Origin of the sequence: Halomonas sp. 18071143 (genome assembly GCF_019211725.1) — a bacterium.
GTDB classification, from domain to species: domain Bacteria; phylum Pseudomonadota; class Gammaproteobacteria; order Pseudomonadales; family Halomonadaceae; genus Vreelandella; species Vreelandella stevensii.
Genome location: NZ_CP078120.1, coordinates 3,524,015 through 3,544,281 on the forward strand (window position 1 = coordinate 3,524,015; position 20,267 = coordinate 3,544,281).

15 protein-coding genes and 1 pseudogene are annotated in these 20,267 nt (G+C 57.4%); 11 read left to right on the top strand and 5 right to left on the bottom strand.

The genetic code is table 11. The annotated features are described in order from the left end of the window. The first annotated feature begins 299 nt into the window (after window positions 1–299). From KVY02_RS16530 to KVY02_RS16540, 3 genes and pseudogenes are all read left to right on the top strand, one after another. Window positions 300–521, top strand: a complete 222-nt coding sequence (locus KVY02_RS16530) for an HDOD domain-containing protein (RefSeq protein WP_218313959.1) — start codon at window positions 300–302, stop codon at window positions 519–521. 54 nt (window positions 522–575) lie between these two features. Continuing rightward, window positions 576–2,128, top strand: a pseudogene (locus KVY02_RS16535) (IS3 family transposase). Window positions 2,129–2,152: 24 nt separating this feature from the next. Beyond that, on the top strand, window positions 2,153–3,511 hold the full coding sequence (locus KVY02_RS16540) for a GGDEF domain-containing protein (protein ID WP_256357529.1): 1,359 nt from the start codon (window positions 2,153–2,155) through the stop codon (window positions 3,509–3,511). Between the two features lie 286 nt (window positions 3,512–3,797). Here KVY02_RS16540 and KVY02_RS16545 read toward each other — a convergent pair whose 3' ends face one another. Beyond that, window positions 3,798–4,328, bottom strand: coding sequence for a winged helix DNA-binding protein (locus tag KVY02_RS16545; RefSeq protein ID WP_016915284.1), 531 nt, complete (start codon window positions 4,326–4,328; stop codon window positions 3,798–3,800). A gap of 183 nt (window positions 4,329–4,511) precedes the next feature. Here KVY02_RS16545 and KVY02_RS16550 point away from each other — a divergent pair, with 183 nt between their 5' ends. Genes KVY02_RS16550 through KVY02_RS16585 form a run of 8 tightly spaced genes read left to right on the top strand, consistent with a single transcriptional unit; the run spans window position 4,512 to window position 13,980 of the window. Further along, a complete protein-coding gene (locus KVY02_RS16550; RefSeq protein WP_050980307.1) occupies window positions 4,512–6,389 on the top strand; it encodes an ABC transporter ATP-binding protein in 1,878 nt (625 codons plus the stop codon). 45 nt (window positions 6,390–6,434) lie between these two features. Next, the gene (locus KVY02_RS16555) at window positions 6,435–7,955 is read left to right on the top strand and encodes an ABC transporter substrate-binding protein (protein ID WP_016915286.1); all 1,521 of its coding nucleotides are present in this window, start codon (window positions 6,435–6,437) and stop codon (window positions 7,953–7,955) included. A gap of 55 nt (window positions 7,956–8,010) precedes the next feature. Next, window positions 8,011–8,934 (top strand): ABC transporter permease, encoded by a 924-nt coding sequence (locus KVY02_RS16560; RefSeq protein WP_016915287.1) that lies wholly within the window; start codon window positions 8,011–8,013, stop codon window positions 8,932–8,934. Between the two features lie 8 nt (window positions 8,935–8,942). Further along, window positions 8,943–9,791: an ABC transporter permease gene (locus tag KVY02_RS16565; protein ID WP_016915288.1), complete on the top strand. Its 849-nt coding sequence runs from the start codon at window positions 8,943–8,945 to the stop codon at window positions 9,789–9,791. Next, the gene (locus KVY02_RS16570; protein WP_016915289.1) at window positions 9,788–11,554 is read left to right on the top strand and encodes a hypothetical protein; all 1,767 of its coding nucleotides are present in this window, start codon (window positions 9,788–9,790) and stop codon (window positions 11,552–11,554) included. The genes KVY02_RS16565 and KVY02_RS16570 overlap by 4 nt, the downstream gene beginning before the upstream one ends. A gap of 25 nt (window positions 11,555–11,579) precedes the next feature. Further along, the gene (locus KVY02_RS16575; protein WP_198517603.1) at window positions 11,580–12,338 is read left to right on the top strand and encodes a 5-oxoprolinase subunit PxpA; all 759 of its coding nucleotides are present in this window, start codon (window positions 11,580–11,582) and stop codon (window positions 12,336–12,338) included. After that, window positions 12,335–13,039, top strand: coding sequence for a 5-oxoprolinase subunit PxpB (gene pxpB, locus KVY02_RS16580; RefSeq protein ID WP_016915291.1), 705 nt, complete (start codon window positions 12,335–12,337; stop codon window positions 13,037–13,039). The genes KVY02_RS16575 and pxpB overlap by 4 nt, the downstream gene beginning before the upstream one ends. Next, window positions 13,036–13,980, top strand: a complete 945-nt coding sequence (locus KVY02_RS16585) for a 5-oxoprolinase subunit C family protein (protein WP_218313960.1) — start codon at window positions 13,036–13,038, stop codon at window positions 13,978–13,980. The genes pxpB and KVY02_RS16585 overlap by 4 nt, the downstream gene beginning before the upstream one ends. Window positions 13,981–13,998: 18 nt before the next feature. Here the strand turns inward: KVY02_RS16585 and KVY02_RS16590 are convergent, their stop codons facing one another. The 4 genes from KVY02_RS16590 to katG form a co-directional block, all read right to left on the bottom strand. Then, on the bottom strand, window positions 13,999–16,020 hold the full coding sequence (locus KVY02_RS16590; protein ID WP_218313961.1) for a PhoX family protein: 2,022 nt from the start codon (window positions 16,018–16,020) through the stop codon (window positions 13,999–14,001). A 169-nt stretch (window positions 16,021–16,189) separates the two neighbouring features. After that, window positions 16,190–17,497 (bottom strand): type II toxin-antitoxin system HipA family toxin, encoded by a 1,308-nt coding sequence (locus KVY02_RS16595; RefSeq protein WP_218313962.1) that lies wholly within the window; start codon window positions 17,495–17,497, stop codon window positions 16,190–16,192. A 3-nt stretch (window positions 17,498–17,500) separates the two neighbouring features. Further along, window positions 17,501–17,749 (bottom strand): helix-turn-helix domain-containing protein, encoded by a 249-nt coding sequence (locus tag KVY02_RS16600; RefSeq protein WP_218313963.1) that lies wholly within the window; start codon window positions 17,747–17,749, stop codon window positions 17,501–17,503. A gap of 260 nt (window positions 17,750–18,009) precedes the next feature. After that, a complete protein-coding gene (katG, locus tag KVY02_RS16605) occupies window positions 18,010–20,163 on the bottom strand; it encodes a catalase/peroxidase HPI (protein ID WP_218313964.1) in 2,154 nt (717 codons plus the stop codon). Window positions 20,164–20,267 lie beyond the last annotated feature (104 nt).

A 20,267-nucleotide genomic window follows, 5' to 3' on the forward strand; every position in this document is an offset into this window, starting at 1 on the left:
TGAGCAAGGAGGGCCGGTGGCTATGCCCAAGCCCCTCTGCCAGTTGGCGAAACATCTCTGCTGCTTCTTGTCTGGTGTGCATCACGGCACTCGCTTGTGTCATTTTTAAGCAGCTCGGCTTTGACTCTTTTTAACCTGAATTCAGGTAAAAAAACACAGTGACATTTGCAGCATAAACCAGGGTCTTAGGGATAGAGACTGTACCACCGTCATATCGGTGCGGCGTACACTATGGTAAACAATAGCTTTCCCTATACGATAAGTCGCCCACTCCGCTGTTCGGCGTACGAGGAGATCACATGACGGGCTCAGCCGCCATCAGCGACGCGTTCTACCATGAGCTTGCCAGTCAGCTCCCCCCTACCCTGGGGAGCACACTGCAGAAGTGTCAGGGGCTTCCGTCACTGCCTGCCGTTGCCATGCGTGTCCTGGAAGTTGCCAGCACGGCTGAGGCGACCCTGACGGACTATGCCACGACCATCGAACATGACCCTGCCCTGACCCCCCTCTGTCAGGATTGATGTCGTGTCCCTTGTTACACTCTCTTAAATATTCAGGGGCGTTTGGAGATCTGTATGCCTCGCTATTCCGATGAGCGACGTCAGGCCGCTGTGGCCAAGCTGTTACCGCCTTATAACCAAAGCGTAGAAGAGGTCGCTCGGCAGGAGGGGATCTCGCCAGCAACTGTTTACAAGTGGCGTAAAGAAGCCCGTGCGGAGGGACGCTGCCTGCCCGATGCAAGTGACCAGGGTACGACCGGCTGGTCGTCCCGAGACAAGTTTGCAGCGGTGGTTGAGACCGCAGCGATGAACACCGAAGACGTTGCTGCCTATTGTCGTCAACGGGGACTGTATCCCGAGCAGCTGCAACGCTGGCGTCATGACTGCGAACAAGCCGCCAGCTTGTCCCATGAGGACCGCCGTCGAGAAGCGGATGAAGCCAAGCAGCAGCGCAAGCGGATCAAAGAGCTGGAACGAGAGCTACAGCGCAAGAACACAGCACTCGCGGAGACAGCTGCACTGCTGACGCTGTCAAAAAAAGCACGGGCGATCTGGGGGGACGAGGAGTCATGATCAGCATCGAGGATCGCCAACATGCCGTAGAGCTGATTGCTGTTGCCTGCAACGAGGGCGCCACCTTGGCGGCTGCCTGTGAAGTTGTCGGGATTTCTATCCGGACTCACCAACGCTGGATGCAGGCGGGAAAGCTAACAGGCGACAAACGCCCTTTAGCCGAACGCCCAGCCCCCGCTAATGCGCTGACCCCAGAAGAAGAGGCCGAGATCTTGAGGCAATGCCACCGTGACGAGTTTGCTGCTTTACCGCCGGATCAAATTGTTATTCGGCTGATGGATGAAGAGCAGCGTTACATTGCCTCCGTATCGAGCTTTTATCGAGTGCTGCGTAAACATGGTAAGCTGGCACACCGGGGACGCGCCAAAGCCCGCAAATCACAGCCAGCGCCGACTACACATACAGCAACCGCCCCCAACGGTGTGGTCACGGGACTGCACACGGCTTCTGGCCAGCCAAGGGTACCTACTACTATCTGGTGATGATCCTCGACATCTTCAGCCGTAAAGTCGTGGGCTGGGAAGCCTTTCTGGGAGTCTGCAGCTAACTCACGCCGTGTCATTGAGCGAGCCGTGCTGGCCGAAAACATGGTAGGCCAGCCTCTGGTGCTGCACGCAGATAACGGCAGCCCCTTCAAAGGCATTACCTTGCTTGAGAAGCTGAGAGATCTGCAGATCCAGCCTTCGTTCAGTCGACCGCGTGTGAGCAACGATAACGCCTTCTCCGAGGCTCTGTTCCGCACCTGCAAGTATGTGCCGAACTACCCTGTCAGTGGCTTCGCTGACCTATCAGCTGCCCAGCGTTGGGTGCACGGCTTCGTCCAGTGGTACAACTATGAGCACCGCCACAGTGCTATCCGCTTCGTGACGCCGATGCAGCGCCACACAGGAGAAGACAAAGTCATATTGGCCAAGAGACATGCCCTCAACCTTGCAGCCAGAGCTGTGCATCCTGAGCGCTGGAGTGGGGACACCCGCAACTGGCATCCTGTGACATTAGTATCGCTAAACCCAGAGCGCCGAGTAGTTAGGGAGGTAGAGAAAATAGCTGCATAAAAATCAAACAGGGCGACAGATACCTTGACAGTTACCGTGACGGCCAGAGTGCTGAGCGTGGCCAACAGCGTGCACTACCTGCGCGCCAGCCAACCGCCCTTGACCTGTTTCGAAGCGACACAACGGCTGGGCACCGATGCCACTCTGGCAACGGTGCTCAGCTTCAAGCTATTTGAACAGCACAACGGTACGCCTAGCCAGCGCCTTTATTGGCAGCGCGCCTTTACGGCGGCCGTTACGGCCAGCTACTTCGCCCAACAGCACTGCCCTGAACAGGCCGGGTGCGTGTTCACGGCCGCGCTGTTGCAGGATATTGGCATGCTTGCCCTGCAGAAAGCCTTCCCGGTCGATGCGGAACACCTTTATGGCAATGAAGGCGTGTCGCACCAGCAGGTCACGCAAGCCGAGCAGCGCCTGTTTGGCTGTGATCACGCGCTGGTGGGTGCATGGCTACTGTTGAAGTGGGGCGTACACGAGACACTGGCGCGTAGCGTGTATGAAAGCCATGGTCCGCTGGATACCGACAACCTGGCGGATCTGTGCATCCGTTTGTCGGGTCTGGTCGCCGATGCCTGGCTATCCCCCGACCCCTCTCAGGCGTTGGCGCTGCTGATGCGCCAGTCAAACCTGATGAAGCTACCTGAGCCGTTGGCCCTTGATACACTGCTCACCTACCTACAACAAACGTTACCACCGCTGTCTCAATCGCTAGGCATTCCGCTGGCCCTAGCCGTGGATAGTTTCTCGTTGATCGAGCAAGCTCAGCAGCGCTTGTTCGAGCACACGCTGATGCTCAGTACCCGTTTGGAAGCACAGCAAAAAAGCAGTGAAGCGCTACTCAACGATTACACTCAGCTCGAACAGCGCAGCCGCATCGATCCGCTGACTCAACTTGCCAACCGCGCCTGGCTGGAAGAACAACTGCGTGAGCGCTTCGCGCTATGCCGTGCCCAACAACGCACGCTCTCGGTCGTATTCATCGATCTGGATCACTTCAAGGTGCTGAATGACCGCTACGGTCACCAGGCAGGAGATCAGGTGCTTGCCCAGTTCGGCAGTACGCTGTCGGCCTTGACTCGGGCGGGTGACCTGGCGGGCCGCTATGGCGGTGAAGAGTTCCTGGTCCTCCTCCCCGACGAAACGGCCAGGACAGCCGAACACTTTGCCGAACGGATAGCGCAACGTTTGCAGGCGTCCCCCATGGTTCAGGTGGGCCATGAGTCTCTGTACATTTCTGTCTCGATCGGCATCGCGTGCCTCGACGATGGCGAGTTCGATAACGAACGAGAGATCATCGACGCCGCCGACCAGAGCATGTATACCATCAAACGCGCTGGTCGGGGCGGTATTGCCGTATACGGGCGTGATCTTCCCTCTCGTTAACGATTCATCGCCTGCGGCAGGTACAGCGCAATCTCAGGGAAGATATGCATCAAGGCGATTGCCAACAGCAGAATCAGTGAAAGGCACAGTATTTGTTCGACAGCACCAAGGAAGTGCCAGATTATGCTACTCGCTGGCTCTGGCACTGCAATCACAAACAACCCAACATGGGACTCGAAGGAGCCACACCTCAACAAAAGCTGCTCATGATGGCCTAAGTGCTACTTTTGAAGCTCTCTCAAAATGAGGGGATAATCGTGGCATTACATAACGACAGCAATAGCTTTTACAGCGAAGCAGCTGCCCTAGCGGCTTGGTCATACAAACCTGACATAGCTCGCAAAATGCTGGCTAAACGGCTGATTTCGCTGCGCTCAATACCCATTGAGTCAAGTGACTCAATGAGGCACGACTCCCGAATTTCGGCATAGCGATTACACGCATCATGCCCCTGCTCTGTAGTACTAAACAGCGTTTCTTTACCGTGTTTTTCACCTACTACCAATCCTAACTTTGAGAGCTTACGCAATGCATAGGCCACTGTATGCGTATCTTCAACGTTGAGAACCAGGCAGATATCTCCCTGCCGTTTTGCCCGTGCCCGATGATTGACACTATGAAGCACTAAAACATCAAGCGCCCCAAGCTCAGGATACCCCGTAGCCGTCATGCAGCGCACCATCCAGCGGTTGAACGCATTGCTGGAGATAATTAGTCCAAACTCGAACTCCGAAAGCTCTTGCGCTTTGTGGGACAGGTGTTCTGACGACACGATGGGATTTCTCTTGAGGGGCACAGTCTGTCTCTCTTCACTCATAGGCATGCTCTTTAGCATTTGATTTTGAAAATTTTTTCGTCCACAACGGAATTAAGGAGCCCTGTAATCGATTTATGGCATGGGGCTTGGCTAACGGCTAGCTCATGATACCTCAACCTGCCTGCCCACATTGAAATGGCGAATACCCAATTGACATGCAAACATCATACATATAATTTCCATATGAATTACACAAAAAATACAGGCAAAATTGTGCTATCAATACCACCTCTGCTGTCCGTGCAATCCCTTGATGTCACGTTCGGATCCCACAGGGTCGTCCAGGATCTCACGTTTGACCTTCACGCTGGTCAAACCTTGGCGATCGTCGGCGAGTCCGGGTCGGGCAAATCCATGGCCTCACTCGCCATAATGGGTCTAGTACAGTATCTCAACGCAACCATCGCCAAGGGACATATTTTTTATCGCAATACGAGCGATAAAGCGCCGCTGGATTTAACAACGCTTGCTGACAAGGAGATGCGCAAGATCCGTGGAAAAGAGATCTCAATGATCTTCCAGGAACCGATGACATCACTCAATCCGGTTTATACCATCGGCGACCAGATCACTGAAGTGCTCCTGCTTCACGGCGATTACAGCAAAGCGACAGCACGCGAAGAAGCTTTAAAGCTACTGCGCTTAGTCCGCTTGGCAGATGCCGAATCGCTTTTGAAACGCTACCCACACCAGCTTTCAGGCGGTATGCGCCAACGAGTAATGATCGCCATGGCGTTAGCTTGCAAACCCAAGGTTCTCGTGGCCGATGAGCCTACCACAGCGCTAGACGTTACCATTCAGGCGCAGATTCTCACCATCATTCGCGATCTCCAGAAAGAGCTCGGGATGGCCGTAATTTTCATCACCCATGACATGGGCGTTGTGGCGGAAGTAGCCGACCACGTAGTAGTGATGCGTAACGGCAAGAAGGTAGAAGAGGCGAATGTCTCCACATTGTTCACCTCGCCTCAGGCCCCCTACACCCAAGCACTACTAGCGGCAGTGCCCAAACTTGGCAGCATGCAGGGTGAAGCCCTTCCTCGGGCTGAGCCGCTTATGACCTTTGATGGCGAAAAGGTCGTTACCCAAGGTGTATCTACGCTCCAAGATACCGTGCGTGCGCAAGAAATACCGGTGGTCAGCGTGCGTAATCTGGTCACACGCTTTGATATCAACAAAGGTTTTTTTGGCGGGGTGAGCCATCGCGTCCACGCTGTTGAGCACGTCAGCTTCGACATCTTTCCTGGAGAGACACTGGCGCTAGTGGGCGAATCAGGCTCGGGCAAGTCCACCATAGGACGAACTATCCAGCAACTGCAGAAAAGTACCAGCGGCGATATCACCTTCTCCGGCAGGCCGGTCGTACAAATGTCACGCAGCGAAAAAATGAAGCTTCGCCAAGAAGTGCAGTACATTTTCCAGGATCCCTTCGCATCTCTCGACCCACGAAAGACCGCTGGTTTTTCCATTGCAGAACCCATCCACACTCACCACTTGATAGCTAACCAGCAACATATCAAGCAACGAGTCAGCGAGCTGCTTGAACGTGTAGGTTTGAAACCAGAACACGCCAACCGCTATCCACACGAATTTTCTGGCGGCCAGCGTCAGCGCATCTGTATCGCTCGAGCGTTAGCCTCCAAGCCCAAACTTATTATTGCCGACGAGGCACTGTCTGCACTAGACGTTTCCATCCAAGCGCAGATCATTCATTTGATGATGCAGCTTCAACGCGAGGAAGGCTTGGCATACCTGTTTATTAGCCACGACATGGCGATAGTGGAGAAGATGAGTCACCGTGTAGCGGTACTGCATCTTGGCCAAATTGTCGAAATAGGGCCACGTCAAAGAGTTTTCGACGCGCCTCAACACTCCTATACAAAGAAACTCCTCTCCGCAGTGCCCGTGGCCGATCCGCAACATCGGCGCGAGCACATGCTGTTAGACGGTGATATTCCGAGCCCAATCCGCAGAGTGGGCGATGAACCCACCATTTATCCTCTTGATGAAATAGCCACCGGTCATTTCGTTTCCCGCGACAGCACCTTGCCCCACTTGTAGCGCTTTGTTTCCAACCTGAACAAGAAACCATAGAGAAGACGATCAATGAAAAAGACAACTCTATTTCAAGCTTGCACCCTAGCTGCTGCTCTAGCCGCCTCTGGAGCGAGTCAAGCAGGTTCACTGACCATTGCCTCTCCTCAGGATCCAGGCAGCTGGGACCCAATCGATACCTTTCTGGTCAACTGGGCATCGGTGGCCACTAATATCTTCGACGGCCTAACCTATCGTGGCCCAGATCTTGAATTGGTACCTGGCCTTGCTACCAGCTGGGAAGAGTTGGATGAGGGCAAACGCATCCGCTTTTCGCTGCGTGAAGGCGTAATATTCCATAACGGCGAGCCCTTCAATGCCGACGCGGTAAAATTCACCTTTGACCGTCTACTGGGGGAAGAAGGCGCCCGTGGTCCTCAACGCTCCAACTACACGGCGATTTCTCATGTGGAAGTTATCGACGACTACACCGTTGATTTTTTCCTTTATAACCCAGACCCGGTCTTGATGACCAAATTGGCTGGATACGGCGCAATGATCGTGCCGCCAAGCTATATCGAAGAGCATGGTGACGATTACTTCAACATCCACCCTGTAGGCACAGGCCCTTTCAAAATGGTCGATTACACGCCACGCTCCAATGTGAGGCTAGAAGCCTTCGCCGATCACTGGGGTGGCGCACCGAAGCTCGATAGCGTCACTTACCGCTTCATTTCCGAACCTTCCACGGCCGTTGCCGAACTGCAATCCGGTCGAGTGGATATCGTCTTGCCACCAACCATTCCTATCGGCATGATCGACTCGATCAACGCTCACCCCAATACACAAGTGGTAAGTGTCGCCTCACCCACCGTTGAGGCACTACGCTTCAATACCCAGTCAGGCATCACCGCCGATGAGCGAGTCCGTCAGGCGATCATCATGGCAGTCGACCGTCACGCCATTGTGGACTCCATTTTGGCTGGAGAAGGCAGTGTGATTGCCAGTTTCCAAGGCGAACAATCCTTCGGCTTCGACCCGGAACTTGAGCCCTACCCCTTTGATCCGCAGCGCGCCCAAGAACTGCTCACAGAGGCCGGTATCGAGCCAGGCACGACCCTACAAATCGACGTGCGCGGCAACGACGCTACTTTTACCGAAGTGGCCCAGGTGGTTGCTGCCTATCTGCAGGGAGTGGGCCTCAACGCCTCTATTCAACCCTACGAAACCAACGTGTTGCTCAACGACATTATTCCAGCGGGGCGCACAGGTGAGATGTTCCAGCAAAAATGGGGAGGCTGGACTTTCGATTTCGACAACACCGCGTATCTGATGTACCACTCCGGCGAGCGCTGGAACCCCTACGATAGCGATACCACGCTCGACGAAATGCTCAACTCACAGCGCAGCATCACTGACCGCACCGAGCGAGAAACCTTATTGCAGTTCGTTGCTCGCTATACCAAGGAGCGAGCGCTTGAAATGCCACTTTATAGCTTGAACGCGCTTTATGGGGTAGGCAATCGAGTTGAGAACTTCGAACCCGCCCCAGACAACCGGGTTCGACTTACCGACGTCGACGTCGCCGAATAAGCCCAATCCGCCGCCGCCTTAAAGGCGGCGGCCTTCTGTTTCGAGGGTAAACCACGTGGCCAAGTTTCTTTTCTACCGATTGCTGCAAGCGCTATTCGTGCTTGTGGCGGTAACGCTGATCGTGTCGTTTGCGATTCGCCTGACCGGCGACCCCGCCATCATGCTTGCCCAAGGGGCGGGTAGTATCACCGAGGCGGATCTGGCGCGCATTCGCGAAGCACTCGGGCTCAACCAGCCGTTTTTGTTGCAATACATGGAGTTTCTGAAAGGTCTGTTCACCGGCGACTTAGGCCGCAGCTTCATGGGCGGCACGCAGGTGAGCGAACTAATCGGTCGAGCACTCCCAGCAACCCTAGCGCTGGCGTTTGCTTCGCTATTTGTCTCTATCGCGCTATCGATTCCGCTAGGTGTTAAGGCCGCCGTCTCCCGCGGCAAATGGCCCGACCAAGTCATCCGGGTTATTTCACTAGTTGGCCTCTCCTTTCCTAACTTCTGGCTGGCCATCATGCTGGTGCTGCTGTTATCAATCACTTTCAATCTACTGCCGCCCAGCGGCATGGAGGGATGGCAGAGCTTCATTATGCCTGCCGCCACCATGGGTATCATTCTGACTGCCACCAACGTACGTCTGGTCAGAACTACCATGCTGGAAACACTGCGCTCCCAGTACATCATGGTGGCACGCGCCAAAGGGCTTTCCAATTCGGTAGTACTCTACAAGCATGCGCTGCGTAACTGCTCAATCCCGCTAATCACCTACTTCGGCTTGCAGTTTGGAGGGCTCTTGGGCGGTATCGTCGTTGTCGAGAGAGTATTCAACTGGCCAGGGCTAGGTACACTGGCCTTCGACGCCGTTGCCGCCCGTGACTATCCAGTATTGCAGGGTGTAATCACAGTTCTGTCACTTCTGATCATCTCAATCAACCTGCTGGTCGATGTCGCTTATGGCTTCGTCGACCCTCGCGTGCGCAAGAGTTAGGTGGCCTTATGTCGTTAAATTCTCTGAGACTTCAGCGTTTCAAAAACTTCGAGTTTATTACGGGCGCCCTGCTAGTAGGAAGCATCGGTTTAGCGGTCCTGCTTTCAGGCTGGCTGTTTCCAGACGGTGGCAGCGGCATCAACCTCGCCATGCGCCTCACTCCACCTCTAACTGACGGCAGCTTTCCTCTAGGTACTGACCCGTTGGGTCGCGACGTACTGGCCCGAGTCATCATCGGTGGGGAAATCTCGCTCAAGGTAGGTTTCTATTCCGCACTAGGTGCGGTAGCACTGGGTATCGTCATGGGGCTTTTGTCAGGCTACTACGGCGGATTCATCGACATGATCGTCATGCGCTTTGCCGATGTGCAGCTCGCCCTGCCGTTCATTCTGCTGGCTATTACCTTTATTGCAGTCATCGGTGGCGGGCTGACCAACATGATCATTCTGCTGATCGTTTCGCAGTGGGTACAGTACGCTCGTTTGGTGAGAGGTTCGGTGCTGTCGCTCAAGGATCGCGAGTTCATTCTATCGGCCCAAGCCATAGGCGTACGCGACTGGCGCATCCTGTTCCAGCACCTACTGCCTAATCTACTGGGCCCGGTCATCGTACTAATGACATTGAACGTAGCCAACAACATCCTATTAGAGAGCAGTCTAACCTTCCTGGGTCTTGGCGTGGATCCAGTCATACCGAGTTGGGGTGGCATGCTGGCCGAAGGCCGCACCTATTTACAGACCGCTTGGTGGGTCAGTGTCTTTCCTGGCATTGCCATTCTGCTCACCGTGCTAGGACTCAACCTTTTGGGTGACTGGCTGCGCGACACTCTAGATCCCACAGGGCGGACCTCACAATGACTGTACTTCTGGACACTACCTTCGAGCGCAGCGTCGAAGCAATCGCATCTCAGTACCGAAAGACTCTATCACCGGGCGACAAGCTCTCCGCTTGGGTATTCGACGATCGTACCGCCCGCCATCGCGCCGAGCAGATGCTCAAGGATCAAGGGATTGAGGCACGCTTCTACAGCGCTTACAAACCCTTGGTGCATTATGTGATAGAGGAGCTAGACATACTGCCTCTTCGTGCGTTGCACATCCGTTACCCGGCACCCATCGAGGCTCCTAAGCGTTTCCTGTTGGAGGCTTACCCGTTAGCAGGCCTCCTCGGCGAAAGCGTCGCACTGAGCTGGGAGGCGGTCACTTGTCAAACTCAAACTATGCTATACCACTACGAGCTGGCGCTGACATATGCAAACGGCACCCAAGAGATGGTGCGTGTGGAAGCACCCAACCGTCATCATTTAGACCACGTAGGGGCTTGGCAACTCTCGCCCTGCGGTTGGGTCTACTGGCAAAGCACTAGCGGCTATAGCGGCAGCTCTCTCTACACCTGTGACTATGTCCAGCTCTTTGAAACGGCGATAGACGCGATTACCCAAGCCGAGTGGCCCGCCGAGCAGCCATTTTTCGAAGAGCTCAATATCAGCGTTACTCTACCATGCCAGGATACGCCGCTGGCCTTCGGACTCGAGCATATGAGCCTGGCCGAGGGACTGCACGAGGAGCTCTATTTCTCGCTATTGGAGGTCTACCAAAAACTTTCTGGCCTGCCACTGGGCGACCGCTCAATCCAGCCAGGTCAGATTGTGCCGGAAATCAAGACCCGCACCGAGGCACCGCCGTCGCTTACGATCACACTTCGTCCACTAAACACTGACGATGCTGCTGCTGAAGAAATCACTATGCTCGACAGCGCCGAGCACCCATTGAGTGCTGCCAAGATACACGCCGAACTCGACACCATTGAGGGAGAGGCACTTCATGCCAAAAGCCGGAGTGGGCGTAAATTATCTGCTCGCTATCACATAGGGCAAGAGCGGGCAGTGATTATCAGCGCCGCGCAGCACGCCAACGAACCTTCTGGTATCGTAGGCGCCTTGCGCGCAGGGCAAGATCTATCGAGGCAGGCAGGTTCGCATTTCGTGCTTTCACCGCTCGAAAACCCAGATGGCTACCATCTACAGCAGCGCCTGGTTGCCGAACAGCCAAATCACATGCACCATGCTGCGCGCTACACGGCTTTCGGCAACGACCTTCAGGCCCAGCCACTGGGGGGAGAATTCGAGCTGGCCATTCGCGAGCGCGCCAAGGCGGCAAGCGGAGCGCAGTTACACATCAACCTGCATGGTTACCCCGCCCATGAGTGGACCCGCCCGCTGACCGGTTACGTACCTCGCAACTTCGAGCTGTGGTCGATACCCAAGGGGTTTTTTCTCGTCCTCCGCTATCACCAACACTGGAAGGCACAGGCTGAAGCACTGCTCGAACATGTCACGGAACATCTAGCGAACGTGCCGGGGCTGGTGGCCTACAATCGACGTCAGATCAAAGCTTTCGAAGCTCACGCTGGCCGCTTGGAATTTACCATAAGAAACGATATTCCTTATCTACTCACTCGTGACGATACCCAGCTCACTCCACTCCAATTGATTACTGAATACCCAGACGAAACGATCTACGGCGATGATTTTGTCATGGCCCACCAAGTGCAGTATGAAACCATTATGAGCGCCTACCAGAAGTATCAGTTGATAAAGTTGCCCGCAACTTCGCAATAATCAGCGCTTTTCAGGAGAGTCAACTATGAGCACAATGCTCCCCCTTCTCAACTGCGACATGGGCGAAAGTTTCGGCAACTGGTCGATTGGCCTGGATGCGGAGGTCATGCCCTACGTCGACTGCGCCAACATTGCCTGCGGCTACCACGCCTCCGACCCCCATGTGATGCGCAAGACGGTGGCGCTGGCGGTCCAGCACGGCGTGAAGATCGGTGCGCACCCGGGCTATCCGGATCTCATGGGCTTTGGCCGCCGCTCCATGGCCTGCACAGCGGATGAAGTGGAAGACATGATGCTCTACCAGATTGGCGCGCTGGCGGGTATTTGCCAGGCAGAAGGCACCGCGCTGAGCTACGTCAAACCCCACGGGGCCATGTACAACGACATGGCCGCCAACCTGGCGCTGCTGGAAGGCGCCATGCGCGCCGTGAAAGCCTTCGATGCCCGCCTGCCGCTGATGGTGATGGCCACTGCCGACCCAGCGCCGCACCGTCAGCTAGCGGAAAAAATGGGCGTCACGCTGTGGTTCGAGTCCTTCGCTGACCGCGCGTATGAGGCCAACGGCCATCTGGCCTCTCGTCGCCTGGCGGGGGCCGTGCACCACGACCAGACCACCATCGTCGCCCAGGCGGTTGCCTTGGCCAAAGGGGAGGCCCTCACCGCCCGAGATGGCAGCGCCTTGCAGTTGCCCTGCGACACGCTCTGCGTGCATGGCGACAACCCCGAATCCGTGGCTGCCGTGCGCGCCATTCGCGAGGCCTTTACGGCGCTGGAGTCCGCGTGAAACTCCGCCTGGAAACCGCCGCCATGGACGCCTTGACGGTGCGCCTGTTCGACGCCATCGATGAACGCAATATGGCCTGGATCATGGCCGCCGACGAGGCGCTACGCCGCGCCTTTGATGATGCGCTGATCGACCTGATTCCCTCGTACACCACCCTGCTGGTGCACTACGATTGCCAGAAGCTCACCTTTAGCCAGGCCACGACGCTGGTGCGCAGCGCGCTGCACGATCTCACCCCTGCCGACACCCAGCAGGGGCAGCTGCACGAGATTCCCGTGTGGTACGACGAGAGCGTTGGCCCCGAATTGCCATCGGTAGCAACGCGCGCCGGGCTCAGCGTCGATGACTTGATCGAGCGCCACTGCAGCCACGATTACTGCGTGTTTGCGCTGGGCTTTGCCCCTGGCTACGGCTTCATGGGCCTGGTAGATGAGGCCATTGCCACGCCACGATTGAAAACGCCCCGCCGCCGCGTCGCGGCGGGCAGCGTCGGCATTGCCGACCGACAAACGGCCATCTACCCGCTGCTTTCCCCGGGCGGCTGGAACATTCTGGGTAGAACCGCCGTGCCGCTGTTCGAGCGCGCCAAGCGCGGCGAACCGCTGCTGCGCCCCGGCGATAAAGTGCGCTTCAAGGCGATCTCTAAAGCCGAGTTCGAAGCAGCCGGCGGCGACACCACCCCGCTGGAGGAGCGCCCATGAGCCAGCCCATGTTGACCGTCAAGCAAGCCGGGCCGCTGGCGCTGATTCAGGATGCAGGCCGCTTCGGCGTTGGCCACCTGGGCGTTACCCAGGGCGGTGCCGCCGACTGGATTGCCTTCCGCTGGGCCAACTGGCTGCTGGGCAACCCCCTGCATAGCGCCGCCCTGGAAATCGTCATGGGCGGCAACCTGACCCTGGTGGCCAACCAGGACGTACGCCTCGCTATGACCGGGGCCGACCTGGCCACCACACTGGACGGCCAGCCCCTTGCCCCCAACGCCAGCTTCCTGATGCAGGCGGGCCAGACGCTGGTTTTTCGTCAGCCAAAGCAAGGCCTGCGCGCATATCTCGCCTTTCCCGGCGGGCTGGATGCACCCGCCGTGCTGGGCAGCCGAGCATGCACCGCCCGAGAGCAGATCGGCGGGCTGCATGAAGATGGCCAGCCGCTCAAAGCGGGCGATACGCTGACCTGGAAAGGCATTTCGGCGTCGGTGCGCACGCTGCCCGCCCACGCGGAGCTGCCAACGGCTGCGATTTCCAGCACGCCGCAAACGGTACGACTCGATATGGTCCTGGGCTCCCAGGCCGCCCACTTTGCCGGGCGCAGCCTGTTCGATGCCTTCAACCAGCCCTGGACGGTCGACCAGCGCGCCGACCGCATGGGCATTCGGCTCACCGGCAAAGCGCTGAACAGCCGCCTGGGCGGCATTGTCTCGGAAGGGATTCCTTTAGGTGCCGTGCAGATTCCTCCCGATGGTCAGCCGATCATCCTGATGAACGACCGCCAAACCATTGGGGGCTACCCGCGTTTGGGCGCCCTCACGCCTATGGCCTGCGCCCGGCTGGCACAGTGCCTGCCGGGTACAGAAGTGCGTTTGCAGCCCATCAGCGCAACCCAGGCGCAGGCGGCGTATCGCCGCCTGCTGGATGCCTGGTTGTGAGGGCGTTGAGAGCACTACTCACGCGCCGATAATGCCGCCATCTTCACGGGTAATGACCAGCGTGGCGGAACGCGGGATGGCGCTGCCGCCCTCCGGCCAGTGGCTGGTGAAGCGGCCTTCGGCAAAGGCTTCTTCGGTGGTGGTGGCGCCGGGGTGCTGGACGTTGACGAACATGGTGCGCTGGTCTGGAGTGGTCACCACGCCGGTGATTTCCTGGCCCACAGGCCCGGTCAGGAAGCGCTTGATCTCGCCGGTTTCCGGGTTGGCGACCAGCATCTGGTTATTGCCGAAGACTTCGTAGATACCGGTGTTCATTTCGGATTCGCTGATGTCGGTCTGTATCCATACCCGACGGTCGGCATCGATCCACAGGCCGTCGGGGCTGGCAAAGATGTTGTCTTCTACCAGCGCATTGCCCGCCAGGTCGCGGCTATCGTCCTGGTCGCCTGCCAGCACGAACAGGTCCCAGGCAAAGCGCTCGCCCGCGTGAGTGCCCTCTTCCTGCCAGCGGATGATATGGCCAAAGCTGTTGTTGGCGCGCGGGTTGGCGGGGTGCTCGTCGCCCTCTGCGCGGCGCGTATTGTTGGTCAGCGTGAAATAGACGTCGCCGGTTTGCGGGTCGACGGCGCCCCACTCCGGGCGATCCATCCTGGTGGCGCCCACATGGTCGGCGGCACTGCGCGTATTGACCAGGATATCCGCCAGGTCCGCAAAGCCATTCTCGGGCGTCAGGCCGCTCTGGCCAGGGGCCAGCGCCAACCACTCGCCACTGCCATCATCGTTGAACCTGGCCACATAAAGCGTGCCTTCATCCAACAGGCTGCCGTCCGCCGTCGCGGCGTCGAAGGGGCGCCGTGAAACGAACTTGTAGATGTACTCGAAACGGGAGTCGTCCCCGGAGTACGCCACCACGGGCTGCCCTTCCACCGCAGGGGCAAAGATGACGCCTTCATGGGCAAAGCGCCCCAGGTGGGTACGCTTGACCGGCACGGAATCGGGGTTCATCGGGTCGATTTCGACCATCCAGCCAAACGCATGGGGTTCGTTACGGAAGTCCTCTGCCGGGCTGGCTCCTCGGCTACTGGCATCGAAGCGGCTGAACTGATCGCTCTGCTGATCGGCACGGTGCCACTGATAACGACCGGTGTCGCGGGTTTCGATCCCGTAGCGCGCTTGGCGCCGATCGATGTCGGTATCCGTGTTGGCAAAATAGCCCGCCCAGTTCTCTTCGGCTGCCAGGTAGGTGTTCCAGGGCGTGACCCCGTGGGCACAGTTGTTCAAGGTGCCACGCGTCATCAGGCCTTCCGGGCTGTACTGGGTAATCAGGTGCTCCGTGCCCGCCACCGGGCCCGAGAGCTGCATGGGCGTTTGGGCAGTAATGCGGCGGTTCAGGGCATCCTGCACCACTTCCCACTCGCCTTGCTCATTGGCACGAACGCGCACGACACTCACGCCGTGGGCATTCATCTCCTTGATCACCTGATCGGCATCGCGGCTGCCATCGTCATGCTGAGGAAAGCCATTGCGGTCCAGCGCCAGGCCACTGGCCGCTGCGTGCAAGAAGCGTGGTTCCACGTATTCATGGTTGAGCACCAACAGGCCGTCGGTGGAGCTGCCGTTCAGCGCAAAGAAGTGCATGCCGTCGTGATGGCTGCCCACCTGATGCGCCTGCTGCTCCCCGGAAGCTTCCAGGCTGAACGCGGGCATATCGCCCGTGATGGGCGTTCCCCAGGGGATGAAGCTTTGCACGCGATAGCCCTCAGGCACCACGACGTTATCAGCAGCGCTGATACCTACCGGGTTGAATCCCATGGTGGGTGAACCCGCGCCCGCATTGGCGGCCAGCGCTTGCGTCAACGGCAGCCTGGTCGCCATCAGGCCCGCGATCACCGTTGCCAGCCCCCCTTTGAGGACGCCTCGGCGGCTCAAGCGCCGCTCCAGAATATCGCCAAAATAGGCATTGCTGGAACGGTTGCTGAGCGGCTCATCCCCCTGAGCCATTACGCTATCGACACTGCCTGCCACGGTTTTCTTCGTCATGATACATCTCCCTGATGAGCGGCCCACTGCTGGCTTAACCATTTGCTGGCTTATATGAGAAACAGCCAATATGGCTTGCTCAGCAGCATCGGCGCGCAACATGTCATGCTCGTGACAGTTGAGTGAAGGTTTGACGAAGCCTGAATAGCACCTGAACAGGGAGCAGGTGTCATTGGTCTATATCCTTTTCCAGTCTCTTGAGCTGTCGACCCAGTCCTTCCATGATGGAGGCACTCACGGTGTCAGGAAAATCATCCGGCAGCAGCGCCGCTACCCGGCTCATGGCTGCGTCAGCCTGTGCGAGTATGCTCTGTATGATTTCCAGCGTCCGCCGCCGAGAAAACCCCACCTGCTGGGCCGTACTGAGAAAGTGGCGTGGCAAGAAACGCGACCAGTGATAGTGGCGGTTCTTTCCTTTCAGCGACATCGCCATCCTGGCCTTTGCTTCGGGCAGGCTTCCTTTTGCCATGAGGGGATAGGCGGAAATAACGTCATAGAGCGGCGTCATTCGGTAAGCAGTTTGTGGCTCGATGAACACACTGAAATTCTTGGCATGCCCATCGATGGCGGCCAACAGCCAGAACATGATCTGAGCCTTGAAGAAGTTCTCCCGGTCGCTCGTGGCTTGCTGGGAGCCCATCAGCAATTCCATGCCTGCCCGGATACCTGGCCCACCGTCGTTCTCATACTTCAGTGCCGGTGCAATGCCCAGTGCCTGGCAAAAGTCTTCCTGCGGGAGACGCATCAACCAGCTGCCGTCGCTCGACCAGCGTCGGTCGAATCGCGCTACCACCAGCACGGTATGCTGTTCGAAGCGCGCCAGCTCGGCGTTAGCAACCGGCACTCCAAAGGCCTCGAGAATCTTCAGGCATAGCCATTCGTTCTCGTTGCTATCGCGAAGGTCGATATTGCTATGACTGAGAAACCCAATGGGCAGCTTGAAGATGTGGCTGGTGGGCGTGGCAAATGATGGCCGATGCCAGCATTCCCTGTGCCAAAGCAGAGCCATTTTTTCCTGCGCCCCGGCGAGCGAGATTCTGAAGTCTCCATCACGATGCATGCCAAGCGGCAACTCTTGGTAGCCGCTGAGCAATGTCGCGATATCCGTCTCATCCAGCGGCTCTGCTGTGATCTGTCGAACATTGGGTATGGTGTCTGTCTCGGGATACAGCTGAATAGCGCCGATACAATCACGACCTACGGCGGCGAGAAGGTCAAAGGGGTGTCCGGTCGCCAGCTGAAATTTTGCCTGCATTCTGGCGCGAATCGCCTCGGAGTCGGGCAGCAGGTTATCGAAGAAGTTGTAAACCACCGCGCCACGATAGCTTGCCGAAGATAACGGCATGGATAATGAAATAGCGCGTGCGCCGGGGCGGTTTAGCCATTCAGGCAGATAGCGGAAAGCCATGGCGCCGGAACGGCCGAGGCTGAGTCGGCCTACCTCGATACCGTTGAGTGCTACCGTCAGGTTAGCCACTGGTTACCACTCCTCATCCCACACCTGTTCACTTTGCTTACTCTCTCTCTTTGCCACATGTAACTCTAGTCCGAGGGCAGCCATCAGTTTGAAGAGCGTTTCAACGCGGCTTTTTTCCGGACGATTCTCGAAAGCGGAGACGGTGGCTTGTTTGATACCGACCTGTTCGGCGGCATCTTTCTGGCTCATGCCATTATGGGAGCGGGCTTCTTTCAAGGCCTTGGCCAGCATATCGGGTGAGGTAATTTTCATGGCTATGTCTCAGAACGATGTCTCAGAACGATTCCTCAGGACGGCCCCTTGGATCTATCCCTTTTAGCGGATAAGACGCATTTTATCCTCTGCAAAGGATTTTTCGCAATTATCCGTTGTAGAGGATTTCTTGATATGTCTGTTGGCCGTAGCATGTTCAGAGCACCTCAGAAAGGACTTTGGCACGTAAAGACTCGAGGGCTGCAGATACAAAAACCCCGCATCTTGAGATGCGGGGTTTTTGCTGGCACTAACAGTGATTACGCGACGTCAAAGCGATCCGCATTCATCACCTTCGTCCAGGCGGCCACGAAATCCTTGACGAATTTCTCGGCGTTATCGTCCTGGGCATACACTTCGGCGTAGGAGCGCAGCAGCGAGTTGGAGCCAAACACCAGGTCCACCCGAGAAGCGGTCCATTTCACGGCACCGGTCTTGCGGTCGCGAATTTCGTAGGTGTTGCTGCCCACCGGCTTCCAGGTGTTGGCCATGTCGGTCAGGTTGACGAAGAAGTCGTTGGTCAACTGGCCTTCACGGTCCGTGAAGACGCCATGCTTGGTGCCACCGTAGTTGGTGCCCAGCACACGCATGCCACCCAGCAGCACGGTCATTTCCGGGCCTGTCAGGCCCATCAGCTGCGCACGGTCGAGCAACATCTCTTCCGGCTTCACGATGTACTCTTTCTTCTGCCAGTTGCGGAAGCCATCGGCCAGCGGCTCCAGCGGTGCGAAAGAGTCCGCATCGGTCAACTCATCCGTTGCGTCGCCACGGCCTTTCAGGAAGGGCACACGGATATCGTAGCCCGCTGCTTTGGCAGCTTGCTCGATACCGACGCTACCCGCCAGCACGATGATATCCGCCACGCTGGCACCGGTGTCGGCTGAAATCTGCTCGTAAACGCTGAGCACTTTGGCCAAACGCTCGGGCTCGTTACCCTGCCAATCCTTTTGCGGTGCCAGACGAATACGCGCGCCGTTGGCGCCACCGCGCATGTCGGAACCACGGTAAGTACGGGCACTGTCCCAAGCCGTCGCAACCATATCGCTGATGGACAAACCGCTGGCCGCAATCTTCTGCTTGACGACTTCTTCACAGTAGTCGGTGCTGCCTGCGGGCACCGGGTCTTGCCAGATCAGGTCTTCCGCCGGTACTTCCGGGCCGATGTAGCGCGCTTTCGGACCCAGGTCGCGGTGGGTCAGCTTGAACCAGGCCTTCGCGAAGGTCTGCTTGAAGTACTCCGGGTCCGCCATGAATTTTTCACAGATGGCACGATACGTCGGATCCACCTTCATCGCCATGTCCGCATCGGTCATGATCGGGTTATGGCGAATGGAAGGGTCGGTGGCATCGACCGGCTTGTCTTCTTCTTTGATATCGATCGGCTCCCACTGGTGGGCACCGGCGGGGCTCTTTCTCAGCTCCCACTCGTAGCCGAACAGCAGGTCGAAGTAACCCATGTCGAATTTAGTCGGGTTGGTCGTCCACGCCCCTTCGATGCCCGACGTGACCGCCTTGCTGGCTTTACCGTCCATATGCGGGTTGTTCCAGCCAAAGCCCTGGTTTTCGACATCGGACGCTTCGGGCTCGGCACTCAGCACACCGGCATCGCCATTACCGTGGGCCTTGCCCACCGTATGGCCACCCGCCGTCAGCGCGGCCGTTTCTTCGTCGTTCATCGCCATGCGAGCAAAGGTTTCACGCACTTGCTGGGCGGTTTTCAGCGGGTCGGGCTGGCCATTCACACCTTCCGGGTTCACATAGATAAGCCCCATCTGAACGGCCGCCAGCGGGTTTTCCATGGTCTCGGGCTTTTCGACATCGCCGTAGCGCTCGTCGGAGGGCGCCAGCCACTCTTTCTCGTTGCCCCAATAGATATCTTTTTCCGGCTCCCAGATGTCCGCACGGCCAAACGAGAAGCCGTAGGAGGGCAGACCCATGGACTCATAGGCCACGGTACCTGCCAGGATCATCAGGTCGGCCCAGCTGATCTTGTTGCCGTACTTTTTCTTGATCGGCCACAGCAGACGACGCGCCTTGTCCAGGCTGACGTTGTCCGGCCAGGAGTTGAGCGGCGCAAAGCGCTGGCTGCCAGTGCCACCGCCCCCACGGCCATCGGCGATGCGGTAGGTGCCTGCGGAGTGCCACGCCATACGAATCATCAAGCCACCGTAGTGTCCCCAATCAGCGGGCCACCACTCCTGGCTATCGGTCATCAGCGCATGAACGTCTTTTTTCAGTGCGTCGAAGTCGAGCTTGCGCACTTCTTCACGGTAGTTGAAGTCTGCGCCCATCGGGTCCGATTTACGGTCTTGCTGATGCAAGATATCCAGATTCAGACCTTCCGGCCACCAATCCTTATTGGCAGTACCAGTCGATGTGTTGCCGCCATGCATGACAGGACATTTACCGCTCATAGCTCTCTCCCTTATTGCTCTATGCCTTGGAATGACCAAGGGAACAAGTGCCGTGCATCCACGCTAAAGACGATGATTGCTGGCGCCTCGGATGCATTATTGAT